This is a genomic window from Streptomyces sp. NPDC031466 (genome assembly GCF_055581265.1).
In genome coordinates this window covers 297,066-315,718 of sequence record NZ_JBVIJT010000007.1, presented here as the reverse complement: position 1 = coordinate 315,718, position 18,653 = coordinate 297,066, and the positions used below count along the sequence as shown (strand labels likewise).

At 73.0% G+C, this 18,653-nt stretch carries 15 protein-coding genes and 1 tRNA gene; 6 read left to right on the top strand and 10 right to left on the bottom strand.

Annotation, left to right across the window (positions count from 1 at the left end):
• Positions 1–19: 19 nt before the first annotated feature.
• Complete coding sequence (locus ACZ5GP_RS19395; protein ID WP_468752002.1) at positions 20–1,378, top strand: vWA domain-containing protein; 1,359 nt, start codon at positions 20–22, stop codon at positions 1,376–1,378.
• 120 nt (positions 1,379–1,498) lie between these two features.
• Positions 1,499–2,968 carry an FHA domain-containing protein gene (locus ACZ5GP_RS19390; RefSeq protein WP_468752001.1) on the top strand — a complete coding sequence of 490 codons (1,470 nt, stop codon included), beginning with the start codon at positions 1,499–1,501 and terminating at the stop codon, positions 2,966–2,968.
• Between the two features lie 18 nt (positions 2,969–2,986).
• Here the strand turns inward: ACZ5GP_RS19390 and ACZ5GP_RS19385 are convergent, their stop codons facing one another.
• Positions 2,987–3,955, bottom strand: a complete 969-nt coding sequence (locus tag ACZ5GP_RS19385) for a methyltransferase domain-containing protein (protein WP_468752000.1) — start codon at positions 3,953–3,955, stop codon at positions 2,987–2,989.
• 113 nt (positions 3,956–4,068) lie between these two features.
• On the opposite strand from ACZ5GP_RS19385, the gene ACZ5GP_RS19380 reads away from it, so the two are divergent.
• Positions 4,069–4,482 carry a globin gene (locus ACZ5GP_RS19380; protein ID WP_358587688.1) on the top strand — a complete coding sequence of 138 codons (414 nt, stop codon included), beginning with the start codon at positions 4,069–4,071 and terminating at the stop codon, positions 4,480–4,482.
• A 57-nt stretch (positions 4,483–4,539) separates the two neighbouring features.
• Here ACZ5GP_RS19380 and ACZ5GP_RS19375 read toward each other — a convergent pair whose 3' ends face one another.
• The 4 genes from ACZ5GP_RS19375 to ettA form a co-directional block, all read right to left on the bottom strand.
• Complete coding sequence (locus ACZ5GP_RS19375) at positions 4,540–5,511, bottom strand: TIGR01777 family oxidoreductase (RefSeq protein ID WP_468751999.1); 972 nt, start codon at positions 5,509–5,511, stop codon at positions 4,540–4,542.
• Positions 5,512–5,674: 163 nt separating this feature from the next.
• Positions 5,675–6,352 (bottom strand): DUF8010 domain-containing protein, encoded by a 678-nt coding sequence (locus ACZ5GP_RS19370; protein ID WP_468751998.1) that lies wholly within the window; start codon positions 6,350–6,352, stop codon positions 5,675–5,677.
• Complete coding sequence (locus ACZ5GP_RS19365; protein WP_468751997.1) at positions 6,349–6,789, bottom strand: acyl-CoA thioesterase; 441 nt, start codon at positions 6,787–6,789, stop codon at positions 6,349–6,351. The genes ACZ5GP_RS19370 and ACZ5GP_RS19365 overlap by 4 nt, the downstream gene beginning before the upstream one ends.
• Positions 6,790–6,796: 7 nt before the next feature.
• Complete coding sequence (gene ettA / locus ACZ5GP_RS19360) at positions 6,797–8,461, bottom strand: energy-dependent translational throttle protein EttA (RefSeq protein WP_358587694.1); 1,665 nt, start codon at positions 8,459–8,461, stop codon at positions 6,797–6,799.
• A gap of 221 nt (positions 8,462–8,682) precedes the next feature.
• Between ettA and ACZ5GP_RS19355 the strand changes: the two genes are divergently transcribed.
• Complete coding sequence (locus ACZ5GP_RS19355) at positions 8,683–8,979, top strand: hypothetical protein (RefSeq protein WP_468751996.1); 297 nt, start codon at positions 8,683–8,685, stop codon at positions 8,977–8,979.
• Between the two features lie 76 nt (positions 8,980–9,055).
• Here ACZ5GP_RS19355 and ACZ5GP_RS19350 read toward each other — a convergent pair whose 3' ends face one another.
• From ACZ5GP_RS19350 to ACZ5GP_RS19335, 4 genes are all read right to left on the bottom strand, one after another.
• Positions 9,056–10,465, bottom strand: a complete 1,410-nt coding sequence (locus tag ACZ5GP_RS19350; RefSeq protein WP_468751995.1) for a Cys-Gln thioester bond-forming surface protein — start codon at positions 10,463–10,465, stop codon at positions 9,056–9,058.
• 310 nt (positions 10,466–10,775) lie between these two features.
• Complete coding sequence (locus tag ACZ5GP_RS19345; protein WP_468751994.1) at positions 10,776–11,195, bottom strand: single-stranded DNA-binding protein; 420 nt, start codon at positions 11,193–11,195, stop codon at positions 10,776–10,778.
• Positions 11,196–11,318: 123 nt separating this feature from the next.
• On the bottom strand, positions 11,319–13,292 hold the full coding sequence (locus tag ACZ5GP_RS19340) for a GTPase (RefSeq protein WP_468751993.1): 1,974 nt from the start codon (positions 13,290–13,292) through the stop codon (positions 11,319–11,321).
• A 5-nt stretch (positions 13,293–13,297) separates the two neighbouring features.
• Positions 13,298–14,989, bottom strand: a complete 1,692-nt coding sequence (locus ACZ5GP_RS19335; protein ID WP_468751992.1) for a GTPase domain-containing protein — start codon at positions 14,987–14,989, stop codon at positions 13,298–13,300.
• 270 nt (positions 14,990–15,259) lie between these two features.
• Between ACZ5GP_RS19335 and ACZ5GP_RS19330 the strand changes: the two genes are divergently transcribed.
• Both ACZ5GP_RS19330 and ACZ5GP_RS19325 read left to right on the top strand, forming a co-directional pair.
• Positions 15,260–15,332, top strand: a tRNA-Arg gene (locus ACZ5GP_RS19330).
• 621 nt (positions 15,333–15,953) lie between these two features.
• The gene (locus tag ACZ5GP_RS19325; protein ID WP_468751991.1) at positions 15,954–17,303 is read left to right on the top strand and encodes a hypothetical protein; all 1,350 of its coding nucleotides are present in this window, start codon (positions 15,954–15,956) and stop codon (positions 17,301–17,303) included.
• A gap of 14 nt (positions 17,304–17,317) precedes the next feature.
• Here the strand turns inward: ACZ5GP_RS19325 and ACZ5GP_RS19320 are convergent, their stop codons facing one another.
• Entirely contained in the window at positions 17,318–18,127 is an 810-nt protein-coding gene (locus ACZ5GP_RS19320; RefSeq protein WP_468751990.1) for a DUF2637 domain-containing protein, read from the bottom strand.
• Between the last annotated feature and the right edge of the window lie 526 nt (positions 18,128–18,653).

Genomic DNA, 18,653 nt, shown 5'->3' with positions numbered 1-18,653 from the left:
CTGAGGGGGAGCAGCATCCATGGCCATTTTCTCGAAGTCGAACGTGCCGCAGTTCTCGATCGACGTCTACCAGAACGAGTTCCTGCCCGAGGGCGGCCGCGAGGTCAACGCCATCGCGACGGTGACCTCCACCGGAGGCGGCACGATCGGCTCCGCGGTCGGCGCGCCGCACCTGTACACCGCGGGGCACGGCCCGGACGCCGCCGTGGCGATCATGGTGGACTGCTCCGGTTCGATGGACTACCCGCCGACGAAGATGCGGGGCGCCAGGGACGCCACGGCCGCCGCCGTCGACGCCGTGCGCGACGGGGTGCGCTTCGCGGTGATCGCCGGCACCCACGTCGCCACGGAGGTCTACCCGGGCAACGGCCGCCTCGCGGTGGCCGGTCCGGACACCCGCGAGCAGGCCAAACAGGCGCTGCGCCGGCTCAGCGCGGGCGGCGGCACGGCGATCGGCACCTGGCTGCGGCTCGCGGACCGGCTGCTGGCCTCCGCCGACGTCGCCGCGTCCGCGGTGCGGCACGGCATCCTGCTCACCGACGGCCGCAACGAACACGAGTCGCCCGAGGCCCTGAAGGCCGCGCTGGAGTCCTGCGCGGGCCGCTTCACCTGCGACGCCCGGGGCGTCGGCACGGACTGGGAGGTGAAGGAGGTCACGGGGATCGCCACCGCGCTGCTCGGCACCGCCGACATCGTCGCCGATCCGGCCGGGCTCAGCGCCGACTTCACGCGGATGATGGAGACGGCGATGGGCAAGGAGGTCGCCGACGTCAGCCTGCGGCTGTGGACGCCGATGGGCGTGGAGATCGCGTTCGTGAAGCAGGTGGCCCCCACCGTGGCGGACCTGACCCACCGCCGCACGGAGTCGGGACCCCGCTCCGGGGACTACCCCACGGGGTCCTGGGGCGACGAGTCCCGCGACTACCACGTCTGTGTCCGGGTGCCGGTCGCCGACCTCGGCCAGGAGATGCTCGCCGCCCGGGTCTCCCTGGTCGTGCCGCAGGGCGACGGCAGCGCGCAGACGCTCTCACAGGGGCTGGTGCGGGCGGTGTGGACGGACGACATGGCGGCCTCCACCTCGATCAATCCGCAGGTCGCGCACTACACGGGCCAGGCGGAACTGGCCCAGGCCATCCAGCAGGGACTCGACGCCCGCAAATCCGGGGACCTCGACGGGGCGACCGCCAAGCTCGGCCGCGCCGTGCAGCTCGCGGCCGCCTCGGGCAACGCGGATACGGCGAAACTGCTTTCGAAGGTGGTGGACGTGGTGGACGCCGCGGAAGGTACTGTTCGATTGAAGGCGAAGGTCGCCGAGGCCGACGAGATGACACTCGAGACGCGGTCGACGAAGACCGTTCGCGTGAAGAAGCAGACGTGACCGAGCAGTCGTGATCAAGCGGTCGTGACCGAGCGGTAGCGCGGCGCCCGGCGCCGCACACCGCCAAGACGCAGTACGAACGGCCCTCGGGGCCGCAGAAGGAGAGGGGGAAGCGCCGACATGCCGACCTGCCCGAACGGACACCAGTCGGGTTCCGACGACTGGTGCGAGGTCTGCGGTCACCGCATGGCCGGTGCCGTACCTCCGCCGCCTCCCCCGCCGCCGCCCGCGGCCGGGTACGGCTACCCGCCGCCGCCTCCGGGCCAGAACCAGGGGTTCCCGCCCCCGGGCCAGGAGCACGGCTTCCCGCCTCCCGGCCAGAACCAGGGCTTCCCCGCGCCGGGCCAGGACCAGGGCTTCCCGCGCTCCGGCCCCGGGCAGTCGCGTCCCGGCTCCGGGCCGGTACCGGACGCCGAGCCCGAGCTGTGCCCGCAGTGCCGCACGCCCCGCGAGGCGAACGCGCCGTTCTGCGAGGAGTGCCGCTGGAACTTCCTCACGAACACCGCGACCTCCTACACCCCGGCCGCGCCGATCCGGCCGCTGCCGAACAACCAGGGCGGTCCCGGCGCGCCCGCGCCGCGCCCCGCGCAGCCGTTCCAGCAGCAGCCGCCGCCCGGCGGCCACCCCGGTCACCCTGGGCAGCCCGGCCACCCCGGACAGCCCCGCCCGGGCCAGGACCCGTACGAGTACCAGGGCTCGCGCCCCTCGCAGATGAACCGGCCCGCCGAGCCGATCCCGCCGTTCGGCAACGGCAACGGCGGTGACAGCGGTGAAGGCGGCCGGCAGCACCTGCCCGGCCAGGCCCCGCCGCCCGGCGCCCCCCAGGCGTTCCAGCAGGCCGGCCCGCCCGGCCCGCCCGCGTTCCCGCGGGAGTCGGGCGCCCCGCAGGGCCCCCCTCCCCCGCCGCCCGGCAACGGCGGTCCGTCCTTCGGCGGTGGCGGCGACGACTGGGTGATCTCGCCGCCGTCGTCCCCGGCCCGGCCGCAGGAGCCGTTCCAGCGGCAGGACGTCTTCCAGCCGGTCTCGCCGCGCCCGCAGGACCCGCAGGGCCAGCAGGGTCCGCCCCAGCAGCAGGCCCAGCAGGCCCAGCAGGTCCCGCAGCAGCAGGGCCAGCAGGGACCGCCGCAGCCGCAGGCCCAGCAGGCACCCCAGGCGCCGCAAGCCCCCCAGGGTCCCCAGGGCCCCGGGACGTGGACGGCGACGATCGGTCCCGACCGGGAGTACTTCATGGCGATGATGCAGCGCAGCGGCCCCGAGGCGTCGGGCCTGAACCTGCCCGCGTACTCGCCGGAGCAGCAGCGTCCGCTGGCGGGCGACCAGATCTCCATCGGCCGCCGCCGCCACTCCACGGGCGACACCCCGGACATCGACCTGTCGGTGCCCCCGGAGGACCCGGGCGTCTCGCACCAGCACGCGATGCTCGTCCAGCAGCCGGACGGCAGCTGGGCGGTCGTGGACCAGAACTCCACGAACGGCACCACGGTCAACGGCGGCGAGGAGCCCATCCAGCCGTTCGTCCCCGTCCCGCTCCAGGACGGCGACCAGGTGCACGTGGGCGCCTGGACGACGATCACGATCCGCCGCGACTGAGCCCGCGCGGGCGGGCGGTCACAGCGGCCAGGCGTACGGTCCTTCGGGGTCGTCCAGCCAGGCCCACTCGTACCGCCCGCGCACGCTGACCCCGAAGCGCTCGCGCACCGGCCGGCCCTCGCGCTCCCACAGGGCGAGGGCCTCGTGCGGGTCGAGGGTGCCCGCGGTCAGCTCCAGCAGGAAACGGAACAGTTCGTCCTGCACGGCCCCGCGCGGCAGCCCTCCGAGGTGGGGCCCCTGCGGGGCGCGCACACCGGCGCCGCGCAGCGGCACGAAGTAGGCGGGCGTGTGCAGGAAGCGCCCCTCGGCGTGCCCGTCCTCGCCGGGCTCCCGCACGGTCAGCGCGATCAGGCCGGTCGCCAGCGGCGCGAGGATCCGGGCGCCCGGGGCGCACTGGGCGAGCCAGCGCCGGGGCACCGAGGTCAGGGTGCAGGTCACGATGATCCGGTCGTAGGGCGCGCGCTCGGGGCAGCCGGCCGCCCCGTCGCCGGTCACCACGGCCGGGCGGTGGCCGGCGGCCGCCAGGTGCCGGCGCGCGGACTCGGTGATCTCCGGGTCCAGGTCGACGGTCGTGACCCGGGCGTCGCCGAGCCGGTGGGCGAGCAGGGCCGCGTTGTAGCCCGTGCCCGCGCCGATCTCCAGGACGCGGTTCCCCTCCCGGACGTCCAGCTCGGCCAGCATCTTCGCCATCAGGGACGGCTGGCTGCTGGACGAGAGCAGCTCCCCGTCGCGTACGCGGGTCGCGAGCGGGGTGTCGGCGTAGGCCCCGCGCAGCCAGCGGGCGCGGCGCCCGGCGTCGGGGTCCTCGCCCCACAGCCGCTCGAAGCCGGCGCCCGCGCCGACGTAGTAGTAGGGCACGAACAGGTGGCGCGGCACGGCCTCGAACGCCGCCCGCCAGGCGGGATCGTCCCGCCAGACCCCGCTCGCCGCGATCTCGCGCACGAGGGCGGTGCGGAGCTCGGCCACGCGTGCGGGATCGGGTTCCATGAGTCCACTGTGCTGCGCGGGCGCCGCCGATGCGAGTGGCCGGGGCCCGGTGTGGCGGCCGCCGGCGGGCGATGGTCCTAAGCCCTCCGTCCTCGGCCGGGCCGTCTGAGACCATGGACGGTGTGAAAGAGATCCCACGCGGCACGCTTCAGGAGCAGACCTTCTACGAACAGGTCGGCGGCGAGGAGACCTTCCGGCGCCTGGTGCACCTCTTCTACCAGGGGGTCGCGGAGGACCCGCTGCTGCGGCCGATGTACCCGGAGGAGGACCTCGGGCCGGCCGAGGAGCGCCTCGCGCTGTTCCTGATGCAGTACTGGGGCGGCCCGCGCACCTACAGCGACCACCGCGGCCATCCGCGGCTTCGCATGCGGCACGCGCCGTTCACCGTGGACCGGGCGGCGCACGACGCCTGGCTGCGGCACATGCGCGCGGCGGTCGACGAGCTGGGCCTGTCCGAGGAGCACGAGCGGGTGCTGTGGAACTACCTGACGTACGCGGCGGCGTCGATGGTGAACTCCGAGGGCTGAGTCCGGCCCCGCCCCCGAGAACCGGCGCCCCACGGCGCCGGGTGCGGTGCGGCCCCGTTACGCGGCTCGTCGTCCCCGGGGCCGGGACCGCTCACGGCGGGCCCGCCGCACGAGGTCGGCCGCCGCGAGCGGCCAGGCACCGTGGTCGAAGGTGAATCCGGCGTCCGTGAGCCGCCCGGGCACCACCCGCCTGCTCTTGAGGAGGAGTTCGGTGTCGGAGCGGAGGGCGAAGGCGCCGATCCCGGCCATCCACCGCGTGGCGGGCAGCCCGACCGGCATGCCCAGGGCGCCGCGCAGCGTCCGCATGAACTCCCGCTGCGGCAGCGGCCCGGGAGCCGCGAGATTGACCGCCCCGGTGATGTCGTCCCGGCCGATCAGGAACTCCACGGCGCGGACGAAGTCGCCGTCGTGGATCCAGGAGATGTACTGCGCGCCGCCCGCGACCGGCCCGCCGAGGCCGAGCCGTACCAGCCACCGCAGATAGTCGAAGACGCCGCCGCGGTCCGGGCTCATCACCATCGCCGACCGCAGGGCCACCTTGCGGGTCGCCGGCGTCGTGGCCCGCTCCTGCGCGCGCTCCCAGTTCCGCGCGATGTCGACGCTGTAGGCCCAGTAGCCGGGGACATCGGGCTCCTGTCCGCCGAGCACACCGGTGGCCTCGTCGTTCGGGGCGTCGAAACGGTGGGCGTAGATGGTGGCGGTGCTCATCTGGAGCCAGACCCGGGGCGGCTTCCGGGCGGCGGCGATCGCCTCGCCCACGACGCGTGTGGAGTCCACCCGCGAGTCCATCATGGCCCGGAGGTTCTCGTCGGTGTAGCGGCAACTGACGCTGCGGCCCGCGAGGTTGATCACGACGTCGCTGCCGTCGACCGTCTCCGCCCAGGGCCCGAGCGTCCGGCCGTCCCAGCGGACCTCGCCGGCCCGCGCCGGGTTCCTGGTCAGCACCACGACCTCGTGACCCGCGGCGGTCAGCGCGCGGCGCAGCACGCCCCCCACCTGCCCGGTGCCTCCTGGCAGCACGATCTTCACTGGCCGGCCCTCCCCGTGACGTCGGACGTCCCGCAGCGAGCGTACGGCCCGCCCCGCCGGGCGCGGAGGGCGGCCCGGCCGTCGGCGCCGACGGGCCGGCGCGCGTGGGACCGTACCCCGTACCGACGACGGGCCTGGGACCACTGCCGCGCGAACGGCCCGCCTACGCGGGCGTGACCGTGAGCCCGCCGGCCCCCGCGCGCCGCACCGCGACGGACCCATAGGCCGTACGCAGCCGCAGCCACGCCCCGGAGGAGAGCAGGGTCAGCGTGTCGCCGCGCAGGAAGCCGAGTGACTGCGCGGCATGCGCTGCCCGCACCGGCAGCGGTGTCCCGGCGATGGTCCGGGACCAGATCTCCCGCCCCACCCGGTCCAGCTCGGCCCGCACCCGCCGCTCGGCGGGCAACTCCTCGACGCGGCCCTTGAATTCGGTGACCGCCGCCGTCACCAGGGCGCGCACCGCGCCCATCACGGGCAGTTCGGTCTCCTGTCGCCAGCCGCCCCTCGGCGGCAGCACGCCCGCCCACGGCGGCCCGGTGACGGCGCCCGGCACGGCGGCAACCCCCTCGGAGCCCGCCGCGTCCCCCACGCACTCCAGGAACTCACCGGCGGAGACGGTGACGTCGAGGGTGGCGGTGGGCCCGTCCTCGTACGGCTTCGCGAGCCGTGCCGTACGGATGGCGAGCACGTCGAACGACGGCGGCCGCCCGAACACGGCGAGCGTGTCCCCGGCGGCCTGCAGCCGGACCGCGGCCGCCTTGTCGTAGTGGATGAGGCGGGCCAGGAAGGCGGCGAGGTCCGCCGCCTCCCCGGCATCGGCGAAGTGCAGCCGCGCGCTCATGCGCCGAGCGCCCCCGAACCGCCGTCGGCGGAGTCATCGACGTACTCCTGGAGGAACTCCCGCTCCTCGGCGGAGATCCGGCGGGGCCGCTGCGCCTGGAGGTCGAAGGGCACGACCACGGTCGAGGCCCGCACATACACCTGGTCCGCGTCCTTGATCTCGTAGGCGATGGTCAGCGACGCCGCACCGATCTTCGTCACCCACGACTCGATGGTGACCGGCTCGTGCCGGTGCACCAACGGCCGTACGTAGTCGATCTCGTGGCGGGCCACGACCGATCCGCCCGAGAACGACGGGGACCCGTCACCGGGCGCCAGCCGGAACATGAAGTCGATGCGCGCCTCTTCCAGGTACCGCAGGAAGACCACGTTGTTGACGTGCCCGAAGGCATCCATGTCCGACCAGCGCAGCGGGCACCGGTATATGTGTCGAGCCACGGCCGCCTCAGCCTCGGGTCAGCTTCTTGTAGGTGGCGCGGTGCGGACGGGCCGCGTCCGGGCCGAGGCGCTCGACCTTGTTCTTCTCGTACGCCTCGAAGTTGCCCTCGAACCAGAACCACTTGGAGTCGCCCTCGTACGCCAGGATGTGCGTGGCGACGCGGTCGAGGAACCAGCGGTCGTGGGAGACGACCACGGCCGCGCCCGGGAACTCCAGGAGCGCGTTCTCCAGGGAGGACAGGGTCTCCACGTCGAGGTCGTTGGTCGGTTCGTCGAGGAGCAGGAGGTTGCCGCCCTGCTTGAGGGTGAGCGCGAGGTTCAGCCGGTTGCGCTCACCGCCGGAGAGCACGCCCGCGGGCTTCTGCTGGTCCGGGCCCTTGAAGCCGAAGGCGGACACGTACGCGCGGCTCGGCATCTCGACCTGGCCGACGTTGATGTAGTCCAGCTCGTCCGAGACGACCGCCCACAGCGTCTTCTTCGGGTCGATGTTGGCGCGGCTCTGGTCGACGTAGGAGATCTTGACCGTGTCGCCGACCTTGATGGAACCGGAGTCCGGCTCCTCCAGGCCCTGGATCATCTTGAACAGCGTGGTCTTGCCGGCACCGTTCGGGCCGATGACGCCGACGATGCCGTTGCGCGGCAGGGTGAAGCTGAGGTCTTCGATGAGGACCTTGTCGCCGAAGGCCTTCGAGAGCTTGTCGACCTCCACGACGATGTTGCCCAGGCGCGGGCCCGGCGGGATCTGGATCTCCTCGAAGTCCAGCTTCCGCATCTTGTCCGCCTCGGCGGCCATCTCCTCATAGCGGGCGAGGCGCGCCTTGGACTTGGCCTGGCGCCCCTTGGCGTTGGAGCGCACCCACTCCAGCTCCTCCTTGAGGCGCTTGGCGCGCTTGGCGTCCTTCTGCCCCTCGACCTTGAGGCGGGTCTGCTTGGTCTCCAGGTACGTGGAGTAGTTGCCCTCGTAGCCGATGGCGCGGCCGCGGTCGAGCTCCAGGATCCAGCCCGCGACGTTGTCGAGGAAGTACCGGTCGTGGGTGACGGCGACGACGGTGCCGGGGTACTTGGCGAGGTGCTGCTCCAGCCACTGCACGGACTCGGCGTCCAGGTGGTTGGTGGGCTCGTCGAGGAGCAGCAGGTCGGGGGCTTCGAGGAGCAGCTTGCAGAGCGCGACGCGGCGCTTCTCGCCACCGGAGAGGTTGGTGACGGGCCAGTCGCCGGGCGGGCAGCCCAGCGCGTCCATGGCCTGCTCCAGCTGGGCGTCGAGGTCCCAGGCGTTGGCGTGGTCCAGGTCCTCCTGGAGCTTGCCCATCTCCTCCATCAGCGCGTCGGAGTAGTCGGTGGCCATCAGCTCGGCGACCTCGTTGAAGCGCCGCAGCTTGCCCATGACCTCCTTCGCGCCGTCCTGCACGTTCTCCAGGACGGTCTTGGACTCGTCCAGGGGCGGCTCCTGGAGGAGCATGCCGACGGTGTACCCGGGCGAGAGGAAGGCGTCGCCGTTCGAGGGCTGCTCGATGCCCGCCATGATCTTGAGCACCGTGGACTTACCGGCGCCGTTGGGGCCCACGACACCGATCTTCGCGCCAGGAAGGAAGCTCAAGGTGACATCGTCGAGGATCACCTTGTCGCCGTGCGCCTTGCGCGTCTTGCGCATGGTGTAGATGTACTCAGCCAAGAGAAACCGTCCGGCAATCGATGAGTGGGCAGATACACCCCATCTTGCCTGACTGCCACCCCTGGGTGGAAACCGGCGAGGTGGGAGCGATCACCGGTGGGGCCGGGGGCCAGATGTTGCCGCCCCTATCAGCTGGAGAGACGCTGAGAGGGACGTCACCGGGTCCCAGTGAGCGCGGGACGGATCCGTGCCGGTCGTGGTGGCCGGAAGGAGCAGGTGTCATGAGGGTCATGCTGCGGGCACGCCTGGACACCCAGGCGACCAACGAGGCACTCAAGAGCGGCGCGCTGCCGGACACCATGCAGGAGTTGATGGAACAGCTGAAGCCCGAGGCGGCCTACTTCGGTCCTTGCGACGGCGGGCGTTCCTGCACCTTCGTCTTCGACATGCAGGACAGTTCCCAGTTGCCCGCCATTTCCGAGTCGCTCTTCCGAGTATTCGGCGCGGAGGTGGAGATCCAGCCGGTCATGAACGCCGAGGACTTGCAGAAGGGTCTGGCCGCCCTGCACCGGGACTGAGCCCGGTTCGGTTCTCCGGCGCGGCTCTGGCGCGGGCTACCCGGCGCCCCGGGGGCGGCCCGAGCATGCAGCGCTCCTACTCCTCCGTGGCCGCCTCCTCGGGGCTCTCCGCCGGGTCCCTCTTGGCGCGTACGAAGAAGACCGCCGCGCCGCCGAGCAGGACGAACCCCACCGCTATGCCGGCGATCAGCGGCGTATTGCCGGAGCTGCCGGTCTCGGCGAGGTCGGCGCCGACCGAGGTGCCGCCCGCCGACGCGGGGCTCGGCTGGTTGGCGGGCTGGGCCTTGGCGCCGATGCCGCTGCCCTCCGTACGGCAGTCGAGCACGCCCCGGAAGCGCTTCTCGACGCCGTTCGGCCCCACGATCGTGAAGTCGTAGGCCTGGTCCTCCTGCAACGGGACCGTCACCGTCTGCGACGTCCCCGCCTCGATGGTGTGCTTGACGCCCATCAGCCGGAAGGTGAAGGGGGCGTCCCCCTCGTTGCTGGCGGTGATGTCCACACCGCCCCTGGCGCAGTTCTTCTCCGCCGACAGCGCCGGCACCGCGCCCGTGGCGCCCCAGTCGGCCGTCGCGGTCGCGGAGACCGTCGACTCGCTGGAGCCCGCGAGGATCTGCGTCTGGCTCCGGGTCTCCGAGGTGAAAGCCCGGCCGACCGGCACGGTGGTCGACGCCTGCACGGAGAGCGCCGCCGAGCCGTCGGGCGCGTCCTTCGGCACGTCGAAGTAGAGCCGGCTGCCGTCGCGCGCGGATTTCACCGGCTTCCCGTTCCTGCCGACGACCTTCACCCCGCTGGCCGCGGAGTCCCCGGGCGGTGCCACCGACACCGCGTCCGCGTCGGTCCGCACGATGACCGGGCCGATCCGCTCCCCCGGGCGCCCGGAGAGGGCGGGCGACTCCAACGTCAGCGACGCCTTGGGCTCGACGCTGGCCTGCGCGCTCTTGTGCAGGTAGTCGGCCAGCTTCTCGGCCTGCGGGTCGACGGCGTCCACCCGCGCGCCGTCCGAGTACCGCCAGATCGCCACCTGGGTGCCGGCCGCGGCCGTCTTCTCGGTGAGGGAGGACGCGCCCGCCTTCTTGGCGAGCGCCGCGAGGTCGTTCACCTGCGGGTAGGAGTGCTGGAGGATCCAGCGGATGCGGCCCGCGTCACGGTTGCGGTTCAGCGAGGTGCCGCTCCAGGGCGTCTCCTGGTAGCGGGCGTCCTTCTGCGTGGGGTTGTGGATGTCGACGCAGTACGTCTGGAGGGTGCCGCCGTTCTCCACGGACATCTCGAAGAGTCCGGCGGGGACCTGCTGCGAGCTGCCGCCCTCCCGGATGACCGCCTGGTCGTACGTCTGCAGGCCGCCCAGCGTCGCGGTCGCCCCGCCCCGCTGCCGCGGCACCTCTTCCGCCGCGGCAGATCCCGCGGCGGCCACCGCTCCCGCGGCGAGAAGTCCCGACGCCACGGTCACGACGGCGAGGCGGGCGGCGCCCCGACTCCGTATGGACAACGCAGAAAACACAGAATTCCCCTCCGGACGGGACCCGTTCACAACGTGGGGGGTGGTCCCGCCAGCAGATTGAAAGCGGCAGGACCACCTGCCACCTGCGTGGCGCCTCCTGCCAACTGCCCCGTGAGCTACGTCCGGCATCCTAAGGAAGCGGCACACCGCGACCCTCGGTCATATCGTCGTATCACCGATCCGACTCGGAATCGTTATCCCCAACACCCCTCCCGAGCTGGGCTTATCGACAAATCAACGCCATTGGACGCATCCAATCGGCGGTGAGCCCACTCGGGCTCGCGTCCCTGACCATGCATCACCCCACCGGCTCCGGCGCCGCTTTGCGCGGCGGCGCGGCCTCCGTCGGCGCCCCGTCCACCTTGAGCACGCGCCGGAACGCCGAGGTGCCGCGCGACAGATCGTGGCCGACGGCCTGCGCGTCGATGTCCGCCGACGTCCAGTGCTGGCCGCCGCGCTCCTCGTCCCGCACCCGCAACCTCCCCTGCACGATGACCGGTTCGCCCACCGCGAGCGACGCCTGCACGTTCTTGCCGAGTGCCCGCTTGGCCCACACCGTGAAGAAGTTGGTGTGCCCGTCCTGCCAGGTGTCCTTCACCGCGTCGAAGTACCGCGCCGTCACCGCGAGCCGGAACCGCGCCACCGGTCCCGACGGCAACTCCCGGTACACCGGCGTCGTCGCGACGTTTCCCACCACCGTCACCATCGTCTCGTTCATGCCCTGCCCCTCCCGTACGTCCGTGTGCCCCGCCGCGCCTGCCGCGGCCGCGCTCCCAGACTGCACCGGTCACGCCGGGCCCGCTGAGCCCTGTGGGTTACCCACCGGTTGTGGACAACTCCGTCACCCGGCAGCGGCACGCGCCCCCGCCACCCGCCCGTACTGCTCCCTGACCTCGCGGTAGCGCAGCAACTCGGCCGCCACCGGATCCAGGACCCGGGCCCGGCCGCACCCCGCGGCCGCCTCCCGCAGCCGGCGTTCCGCCTCATGCCCGTACCGGCGGGCGGGGCCGCGCGCCGCGATCCGGCTCGCCCACTCCACGCACGGGCCACCGACGATCCCCGCCACCATCAGCAGCGCGGGCACGCCGAGGTTCGGCTCGGCGATCCCGATGATCTGTCCGACCAGCCAGAGCCCGCCCACCACCTGGAGCAAGGTCATCGCCGCCTGGGCGAGGACCGCGACCGGCCACCAGCCGGGCCGCGGCGGCCGCCCGCCCGACACGCCCACCGTCACCGCCAGCTCGTCGAGCGCCTCGGGCAGCCCTTGCGCGCCGCGCGCCGCCGCCTCCCGCACGGCCAGCGCCCAGGGCACGGGCAGCCCCGCCGCCGCCTCGTCGGCGACCGTGCGGACGGCGTGCTCCACGCGTTGGCGCGCGGTGACCTCCTCGTCCACCGGGATCGGCACGGCGGGCGTCACGGGGCCGCCCGGGGAGCGCTGCGCCTCGTACCACCGCCAGAGCCTGAACCACGGATCGCCGCACGCCCGGCCCGCGTGCCTGCGCCAGGCCCGCTCCGCCGCGTCGCCCGCGGCGGCGGCGCCCACCGCGTCCGCGAGGCGGTCGGCGAATTCCTCGCGGGCCTCCTCGCTCAGCCCGACGCGTCCTCGCCCGCGCCCCCGGGACGCCCCGGCGACGTACACCGGACGCAGGTGTTCCGCGGCGGCGTCCAGGTCGGCCGCGATCCGGCGGGCCGCGGCGCCCCGCTCCTGCGTGAACTGGCCGAGGGCCTCGCGCAGTTCGCCCATCCCCTCACCGGTCAGCGCGGAGAGCGCGAGCACCGTGGCGCCCGGTTCGCCGTGTTCGCCGAGCGCGATGCCGTCCTCGTCCAGGAGCCGCCGCAGGTCGTCGAGGACCTGGTCGGCGGCGTCGCCGGGCAGCCGGTCGGTCTGGTTGAGCACGACGAAGGTGACCTCGGCGTGTCCGGCCATGGGCCGCAGATAGCGCTCGTGGAGCATTGCGTCCGCGTACTTCTCCGGGTCGACCACCCAGATGACGGCGTCGACGAGCGCGAGGATCCGGTCGACGTGCTCGCGGTGCTCGCCGACCGCCGAGTCGTGGTCGGGCAGGTCGATCAGCACGAGCCCCCGGAGGTCGTCGGCGCCGGGCCCCTGGAGGGGGCGGCGGCGCAGCCTGCCGGGGATGCCGAGGCGGTCGAGCAGTCCGGCGGCGCCGTCCGTCCAGCTGCATCCGATGGGCGCGGCGGTGGTCGGTCGGCGCACGCCCGTCTCGGAGATCATCACCCCGGCGAGGGCGTTGAACAGCGTCGACTTGCCGCTGCCGGTGGCGCCCGCGATGGCGACGACGGTGTGCCGGTCGGAGAGCCTGCGCCGGGCGGCCGCCTCGTCGAGGACCCGGCCGGCCTCGGCGAGCGTGCCGCTGTCGAGGCGGGTGCGGGAGAGGCCGACGAGTTCGCGCAGCGCGTCGAGCCGCTCGCGCAGGGGTCCCTCGTACGAGGTGGGCGTCCCGGAGGGGGCGGGGGCGTAGGCGCGGACACCGGGGGCGGTGTCCTCCGGACGGGTGCCTTCCGCGACACGCCGGGCGATGAGGCCGTCGTCCCAGGCCCCTTCGGGGTCGTCGTCCGGCCGCCCCGGGCCCGACGGCTCCTCCCGCTCTACGCGAACCCCACGCTCCGCCGACTCCCTTCGCTCCGCCCGTTCCCTTCGCTCCGCCGGCTCCGTCCGCTCCGCCCGCTGCTCGCGGCCTTCCCGGACGCCCCGCTCTTCCCGGGCCTCCCGCGCCTCCCGAGTGTCCCGGCTCTCCCGGCGCTCCCGGTCCTCCCGCTCGTCGCGTTCGGTGTGATCAGTGACAGCAGTCACGGCGGTCACCTCTCCTTCTGCAGTACGGACAGGGCGGCGATCAGTTCGGCCTGGGGTTCGGGATGTACTTCGAGTGCGTCCAGGGGGGCGAGCCGACGGTCCCGCTCGACGGCGAGGACCTTCTCCAGGTAGTCGGTCAGCAGACGCTCGCCCCGGTCGCGCAACCGGACCGCTCCCTGGGCGCCGATCCGCTCGGCGAGGATCTCCCCGGCCGCCCGCGCCCGGTGCCCGCCGAGCAGGGCCGTGGCGAGCAGCGCGGCGACGACCTCCGGGTCGGGCAGCGGGGTCTTGTCGACCCGCTCCATCGCGCGCACCTCGTCGTCGGCGTACTCCTCCAGGACGCGCCGCCACCGGCGTACGGCCATCCCGATGCGGTGCTCGGCGCTCTCCACCTGGGGGTCGCGGTCGGCGAGGCCGGGAGCGGCCGCGGCGGGCTCGCGCCGCCAGGCCTCGTCGATGCGCTCGTCGGCGGCGGTGACGGCGCACAGCAGCAGCGCCTCCAGGCTCTCGGCGATGGCGTCGAGCAGTTCGCCGGGCCCGCAGTCGAGGGGGTAGCTGCGCCACCGCTTCAGGGCGTCGCCCGCGAGGACGCCGCCCGCCTCCAGACGGCCCTGCACGCGCGCGTGCTCGCGGTCGTACGCCTCGTCGACGGCGGCGGTGAGCCGGAGCGCGGCGGCGTACTGGGAGGCGACGGCGCCCGCCAACTCCGGCAGCCGCGAGTCGAGCGAACGGATGACGCCGCGGGCCGTACGGGTGATGGCCTGGGCGCGGGCCGAGGGGTCCTGGACGCGCTGGGTCAGCCAGGCGCGCAGGGGCGCGACGGCGGTGGAGGGGAGCAGTCCGCCGCCGCCCGCGGACTCGGGCAGTTCGGGCACGGTGAAGCGGGGCACGTCGCCGAGGCCCGCCTTCGCGAGCAGGGCGCCGTACTGCCGCGAGACCTCGGTCACGACCTGGTGGGGCACGCGGTCGAGGACGGTGACGAGGGTGGCGTCGTGCTCCTTGGCGGTACGCAGCAGATGCCAGGGCACCGCGTCGGCGTACCGCGAGGCGGTGGTCACCATGACCCACACGTCGGCCGCGCAGATCAGCTCGGCGGCCAGGACCCGGTTCTCGGCGATGAGGGAGTCGACGTCGGGCGCGTCGAGGAGGGCGAGACCGCGGGGCAGGCTGTGGACGGTCTCGATCCGCAGGGCCCGTTCCAGTTCGCCCCCGAGGGCCGGCATGTCGTCGTCGCCGTCATCCTCGTCGTCTCCGTCGCCACCCTGCGCGCACACCGGTTGCGGCAGCCACACGCGCGTGAGGTCCGGCAGGACCCGCATGTCCGCGAACCAGTGGTGGTCCTCCGGATGGCAGACGAGCACCGGTGTACGTGTCGTGGGCCGCAGCACGCCCGCCTCGCTGACCTGTCGCCCCACCAGGGAGTTCACGAGAGTGGACTTGCCCGCTCCCGTGGAACCGCCGATGACGGCGAGCAGGGGCGCCTCCGGCGCTTTGAGGCGGGGCACCAGATAGTCGTCGAGCTGTGCGAGCAGCTCGTCCCGGTTGGCACGCGCGCGTGGCGCCCCCGGCAGGGGGAGCGGAAAGCGTGCGGCGGCGACACGCTCGCGCAGGGCGGAGAGTGCGTCAAGCAATTGAGGCCGTACGTCCAAGGTCACCACATGCGAAGAATGCCCAATTTTGGCGGCTTTCTGAAGCATATGGACGTCCCTGCGCGCCGGTCGAACACCGGGGAGGGAAGGGACGGCCGGGGGCGCAGGCATAACGAGTGCACAACACCCGGGGCGCGAGGCGCAAAAAGCGATGCGAGATTCGCACCTGCCTGCGATTATCAGGACCGCTTCACCGAACCTCCACATCACGGCGCGGAGGCGAAGCAGCAAGGACAGGGTCCCGGGAGCCCTATCCTTGTCCCCGGCAAGGCCACGGACCTCCCCCACATCCGGACCCGTGCCACCGGCCACACCCAGGCCCCCGTAGCTCAGTGGATAGAGCAGGCGCCTTCTAAGCGCTTGGCCGCAGGTTCGAGTCCTGCCGGGGGCGCAAACAGCCTCTCACCTGCGGAAACGCGTGAGGGGCTCTTTCGTGCCCCGATGCGCTTGCCCCTGGAGCAAGCGCCTTCACAGACAAACCGCGAGCGGCCTCGGGTGCGGCCCGTACGGCTAAGGTGATCGCCCGATGGCAACACTCAGGCTCAGGAGGGGCACCAGTGCGGGCTGAACCCCGGCCGATACGGGTGCCCGTGGGGCGTGGCGCGGCCCGGTGGGCCAGCCGTACCGCTCAGCGCCGGGTTCTGCTGGTGATCCACAACGTCACGTCCGCGGGGCGCCTGCTGGACGTGTTGCCGCTCTTCCACGACGACTTCCGCGTTCAGCTGCTCGTCACGTCGACGGGGTCCTCCGCCTTTCAGAGCGGGATCGACGAACTCGCGGCCGAGCTGGGGCTGCCCGTACTGCCCTGGGAACAGGCCCTGGCCACGCCCGTCGATCTCGCGATCTCCTCCAGTTTCGGGGGCCGGATCTCCTCCCTTCAGGGCAAACTCTCCATAATTTCCCATGGTGTTGGATACACTAAGAAACTGGCCGCCGGGAGCCGGGAGCCGGGAGCCGGGAGCCGGGAGCCGGGAGCCGGGAGCCGACGTTCGGGCTGTCGGGCGAGTGGCTGTTGGCGGACGGCAAGCCGTTCATGGACGGTCTCGTCCTGTCGCACCCGGAGCAGTTGGAGCGCTTGCGCCGCACATGCCCGCAGGTCCTGGACGTCTCCGTCCTCGGCGGCGACCCCTGCTTCGACCGGATGCTCGCCGCCCGCCCCTACCGCGACCGCTTCCGGCGGGCCCTCGGCGTGCGGCGCGGGCAGCGGCTCGTCGTACTGAACTCCACGTGGAACCCCGAAGGCCTCTTCGGCGACGGCGGCGGCCAGGACCTCTTCCCTGGCCTTCTCCCGCGCCTCACCGCCGAGTTGCCGGCCGACGACTACCGGCCGGCCGCCGTGCTGCACCCGAACATCTGGCACGGGAACGGCCCCGGCCAGGTCCGGGCCTGGCTCGACCGGGCCCTGCGCGGCGGCCTGGCCCTGATCGACCCCGCCCAGCACTGGCGGCAGGCCCTCCTCGCGGCCGACGCCGTGATCGGTGACTTCGGAGCCGTGTCCTACTACGCCGCCGCCCTCGGGCTCCCCGTCCTGCTGGCCGCCGACGGGGAGGACCGGCTCGACCCCGAGGCGCCGCTGGCCGCCTTCGTGCGGGACGCGCCGCGGTTCGATCCGGAGGACTCGCTGCGCGGCCAGGTGGAGCGGCTGCTGGACGGCCCGCACCCGGCCGCCGGCCCCGCCGCCGGTCCTGCCGCCGACCCGGCCGAGTTCGTCACCTCGGCGCCCGGTGCCTCCGCGGCGCTCCTGCGGCGGCACTTCTACGCGCTGATGGACCTCCCGGAGCCCGGCGCCCCCGCCCTCCTCGAACCCCTGCCCCTGCCTCCGTACGACCCGCCGCGCCGCACCGCGCCGCTGCGTGTCCGCACGCGCGTCACCGGCACCGACGTCGTGATCGAGCGCACCACCGGACAGCACCCCTACGACGCCGACGGCGACGTGCATCTCGCGGTGCACGAGGACACGCGCGACCCGGGTGTCCTGGAATCCGCCGACGTGATCGTGCGCGAAGGACCCGCCGACGACCCCCGCCTGGGCGGGGCGGCCGGGTGGACGGCGGAGATCCTGGACCGGCACCCGCACTGCGCGGTGGCCGCGTATGTGAGCGGCCCGCACAGTTGCCTCGTACGCAGCCGTCGCCACGGGCTGCTCGATCTGTCGGCCCGCCCGGACGGGAACGCCCACGCGGGAGGGGGCGGCCGCCCGGACGGGCACGCGCGCGTCGAGGGCGACGTCGATCCGGCGGCGTACGCCTCGGCGCTGTACGCGTGGCTGGCAGCCGGCGGCCACCTGTTTCCCGGGCGCAGCACCACCTTGCGGGTACACGCTGCCGGCAGCGCGCATCCGGTGACCGTGCAGGCCCGCTAGGCGGTCGTGTGGGGTCAGTCCGTGGGGTGCTGGCGGGGGCGGGGGTTGCGGTTCCGGTGGCGTGGGGTGGCCTGGCGGGGCGGGCGGGTCAAGGTGATCTGCCGGACCAGTTGCTGGAAGCAGGCCAGGGCCGCCAGGGCGGGAAGCGCCGCGGCGGCGGCTTCCACCAGTGGGCGGGGCACCTGGGCAACACACAGCAGTATCGAAATGATGGAGAAGAAAAGGACGATGGCCCATGAGTGCGCCGCGCGGCGACGGTGGAGGGCAGCGCGCAGGATGGACAGGGAAGCGACCACCCAGGGGCCGTAGACGAGCAGGGGCCACCATCCGACCGCACCTGGCGTCGTGCGGTACGTGGCGACGAGGCGCAGGGGGTCGTAGCTGACCAGGCCGCCGAAGACGCACACCATGGAGACCACGGCCGCGGCGAGCACGGCGAGGAAAAAACTCGTTGCGCGCAGGGCGCTCCGGGCCCGCTTGTGGGAACGGGAGCGGGAGCGTCGGTGGTGGGAGAGCCGGGAGCGCTGAGGCGGCAACTCCGTGGTGAACCCGGTGAGGTCGGCCGGGGCGGCACTGTCGCCTTCGGATACCGGGTCCTCGTTGATCTCGGGCGGGGGCGGAGCACCGTTCTTCTCGTTCTCGACGGCTTCGTGCAGCAGGTGGGCGAGTTCTTCTGCCGGGTCCCAGTGGACGTCCAGTTGATCGAACGGAGAGAAGGGCTGCTCCCAGACCTGCGTGTGATCAGTTGCCGGATATCCAGTGGGAGGGCCTACGGGGGCGGGCCGGTCGTCCAGTCGGCTGTGGCGCCCGCGTGACTCACGCACGATAGGGCCCCCGAGGGGCCAGAGCGGCCGGGCCTACGCCGCCCGCCGGGCTGTCGACCACAGCGGTGAACCGCGCCTGGATAGTGCTGAGTTCCGCGAGCAACTCCTCAACCAGCGTGCCGCTGTGTCGCAGTTCAACCCTATGGTCCCCATCGTGCAGGGCGGCGCAGGCCTCCCTGGCGGGAGGCGGGGCATAAATCCAGCCCCCCATGTGAACTGCGCCTGGAGTTACGCAGTTTGAGACGATGCGGCAGCTCCCCGCCGCCTTGGGACTTGTTTTCGTCATATGCAACCTAACGGGTCCGCATTACGGAGGATGCGCGGCAAACGGGTGGCGGAAATGTCGCATTGGACGATGTCTGGCTAGTCTCTTATCGGTTCTGCAGTAACCTGCGAAAGGATCCGGAGCCGGCCAGGCTCCGGCACATCACTGCCCCCGCCTCCGGGCCGTGTTGGCCGACACGCCCTGCCGCGGTCGGCCCTGACCCGGCGCGCCTCCGTCGGGCTCGGTCTCTGTACGCTCGCT

Excerpts from the sequence above, each read along its gene's own strand:
- ACZ5GP_RS19395 (WP_468752002.1), top strand. The coding sequence starts at position 20 with ATGGCCATTTTCTCGAAGTCGAACGTGCCGCAGTTCTCGATCGACGTC.
- ACZ5GP_RS19390 (WP_468752001.1), top strand. The coding sequence starts at position 1,499 with ATGCCGACCTGCCCGAACGGACACCAGTCGGGTTCCGACGACTGGTGC.
- ACZ5GP_RS19385 (WP_468752000.1), bottom strand. The coding sequence starts at position 3,955 with ATGGAACCCGATCCCGCACGCGTGGCCGAGCTCCGCACCGCCCTCGTG.
- ACZ5GP_RS19380 (WP_358587688.1), top strand. The coding sequence starts at position 4,069 with ATGGACGGTGTGAAAGAGATCCCACGCGGCACGCTTCAGGAGCAGACC.
- ACZ5GP_RS19370 (WP_468751998.1), bottom strand. The coding sequence starts at position 6,352 with ATGAGCGCGCGGCTGCACTTCGCCGATGCCGGGGAGGCGGCGGACCTC.
- ACZ5GP_RS19355 (WP_468751996.1), top strand. The coding sequence starts at position 8,683 with ATGAGGGTCATGCTGCGGGCACGCCTGGACACCCAGGCGACCAACGAG.
- ACZ5GP_RS19345 (WP_468751994.1), bottom strand. The coding sequence starts at position 11,195 with ATGAACGAGACGATGGTGACGGTGGTGGGAAACGTCGCGACGACGCCG.
- ACZ5GP_RS19335 (WP_468751992.1), bottom strand. The coding sequence starts at position 14,989 with ATGCTTCAGAAAGCCGCCAAAATTGGGCATTCTTCGCATGTGGTGACC.